The sequence below is a fragment of the Methylobacterium sp. WL103 genome (assembly GCF_008039885.1).
Taxonomy (GTDB): Bacteria; Pseudomonadota; Alphaproteobacteria; order Rhizobiales; family Beijerinckiaceae; genus Methylobacterium; species Methylobacterium cerastii.
This window is the reverse complement of record NZ_VRUX01000644.1, coordinates 1-2,292: the sequence shown is the minus strand read 5'-3', so window position 1 is coordinate 2,292 and position 2,292 is coordinate 1. Positions and strand designations below refer to the sequence as shown.

Genomic DNA, 2,292 nt, shown 5'->3' with positions numbered 1-2,292 from the left:
CCTGGGCGGCGGGTGCGAGGAGCACCGCTCCTGCCAGGCCGGCTGCCGTGGCGAGGCCGGCCACACCAAAAGTCTTCACGTGCGTCATGACGCGATCTCCTTCGATGTCCGGCCAGGAAGGGAATGGCCGGGCAGCGGGAAATCTACGTCGTCCTGGATGAACTTCCACTGACGGACGTGTTGTCGGGCGTACAGCCAAGCCTGGTGGCCAAGCCGAGGCGGCCGGGTCAGTGCAGCGGCGGGCTCATCAGGAAGCGCTCGCGGTCGCCAGAGACCAGGGTCGGCTTCATCGCGCGGCCGTCGCGGCGGATCGTCAGCGGCACGCGCACGCCCGCCTCGCCGAGCGCCCAGACGCTGCGGAAGAAGTCGGCGAGGTCCGCCACCGGCTCGCCCGCCACCGCCTCGATCACGTCGCCCGCGCGCAGGTCCGCCGCCTCGGCCGGGCCGTTGTCGGCCAGCCCCATCACCACGACGCCGTCCTCGCTCTCGGTGGCGTAGAGGCCGAGCCAGGGGCGGGCCGGACGGTTGGCGCGCCCACGCGAGGTCAGGTCGTCGAGGATCGGCGGCAGCAGGTCGATCGGCACCACCATGTTGATCGCCCGCGGGCCCGATGTGCCGCCCTGCTGGAGCTGGAGCGAGCCGATGCCGAGGAGGTCGCCCTCCGGGCCGATCAGCGCGGTCCCGCCCCAGTTCGGGTGCGAGGGCGCGGTGAACAGCGCTTCGTCGAGGACGTACTCCCAGTAGCCGGCGAATTCCTGCCGGGCGACGATCTGCGCGGCGACGCAGCGCTGGCGACCGCCGGCCCCGGCCACCACCGCCCGGTCGCCGATCTTCAGGCTGCCGGAGGAGCCGAGCTTGAGCGCCGGCACGCCCAGAGGCCCGAGGGCCTGGACCAGGCCGAAGCCGGTCGCGGCGTCGAACCCCATGACGTGGCCGGGCACGGAGCGGCCGTCGTTGGTGGTAAGCCACACGCTCTCGGCCTCGGTCACGAGGTATCCGATGGTCAGAACGAGGCCGTCCTCGCCGATGACCACGCCGTTGCCCGCCCGCTCGGTGCCGAGCGTCTCGGCGGTGAAGGCCTCGGCCGGCACGCGGGCGGAGAGCTGGACCATCGCCGCCAGCGCATGGTCGAGGTCGTAGCCGTAATCGCCCGGCTTCGGCTGCGTCGAAGCCGGGATCTTCCAGTCACCCTGCGAGGCCATGCCGCGTCGGTCCTTCGAGATGTCTGCGCTCCGGCGCGGGGCCGGAGGGTCGGTCGAATGTTCCGGATACGCACGCGGCGTACCTTGATCAGGGGAGATAGGACGCGCCGTCGGCGAGCGACACCCCGGCAGGGCGACGCGGCGGCGTGCGAGCGCGACCGTTACGGGATGCCGCCTTTCCGCTTTCGCATCCCGCGGGAGAACCGCGGCAATCGAGACGCCACGGCTTCTCATCACCGCAGAATGCGCTAACCCTTGCCGCAACGGTCCCGATCGATCGCCCTCGCCGGCGGGAGGACCTGCGAACGGGACGGGGGACGATCTTTGGGCGACGACGCCACCCTGCAGCGGATCCTGCGCGCGATCGCCGGCGGCGACGCGGGCGCGCTGCGCACGCTCTACGACCTGACATCACCGAAACTTTACGGGGTCATCCTGCGTATCCAGCGGGATCGGAGCGTGGCCGAGGACGTGCTGCAGGACGTCTACCTTCGGGTCTGGCAGGCGGCAGGTTCCTACGCTCCGGAATCCGGGCGGCCGATGACGTGGCTCTGCGCCATCGCGCGCAACCGCGCCATCGACGGGATCCGCCGCAAGGGCGAGGTCCAGGGACCGGTGCGCGAGGACGGCGAGGACTGGGTGGAACGTCTCATCGACCCGCACGACACCGAGGCGGCGATCGTCGGGCGCGGCACGCTCACGGCCTGCCTCGCCCGCCTCGACGCGGCGCAGCGCGCCTGCGTGATGCTGGCCTATTGCGAGGGCTGGTCGCGCGAGGAGCTGGCCCGCCACTACGACCGTCCCGTGAACACCATCAAGACCTGGCTGCACCGTTCGCTCGGCGCCCTCAAGGGCTGCCTGGAGGAGCAGGCATGAGCGCAGGATCCATGGGTGCCGGACCCGAAATCGAGCGCGACCAGCGCGCCGCCGAATACGTGCTCGGCACGCTCTCCTTCGACGAGCGCGCCGCGTTCGAGCTGGAGCGCGCCGTCGACCCCGCCACCGCCCGCGCGGTGACGGCGTGGGAGGAGCGCCTCGGGCCGCTGGCCCTCGCCGTGCCGGACGAGACGCCGCCGGACCACGTCTGGCC

Annotated in this window: 2 protein-coding genes and 1 pseudogene; 2 read left to right on the top strand and 1 reads right to left on the bottom strand. The window is 71.9% G+C overall.

Annotation, left to right across the window (positions count from 1 at the left end):
- Positions 1 to 227: 227 nt before the first annotated feature.
- Positions 228 to 1,202 carry a S1C family serine protease gene (locus FV222_RS23615; RefSeq protein ID WP_147762573.1) on the bottom strand — a complete coding sequence of 325 codons (975 nt, stop codon included), beginning with the start codon at positions 1,200 to 1,202 and terminating at the stop codon, positions 228 to 230.
- A gap of 324 nt (positions 1,203 to 1,526) precedes the next feature.
- On the opposite strand from FV222_RS23615, the gene FV222_RS23610 reads away from it, so the two are divergent.
- Both FV222_RS23610 and FV222_RS23605 read left to right on the top strand, forming a co-directional pair.
- Positions 1,527 to 2,078 (top strand): sigma-70 family RNA polymerase sigma factor, encoded by a 552-nt coding sequence (locus FV222_RS23610; protein WP_147754276.1) that lies wholly within the window; start codon positions 1,527 to 1,529, stop codon positions 2,076 to 2,078.
- Positions 2,075 to 2,292, top strand: a pseudogene (locus tag FV222_RS23605) (hypothetical protein); the annotation flags it as partial. The gene FV222_RS23610 and the pseudogene FV222_RS23605, both read left to right, overlap by 4 nt.

What these genes read in the sequence shown, in the direction of transcription:
- FV222_RS23615 (WP_147762573.1), bottom strand. Translation starts at nt 1,202, where the DNA reads ATGGCCTCGCAGGGTGACTGGAAGATCCCGGCTTCGACGCAGCCGAAG.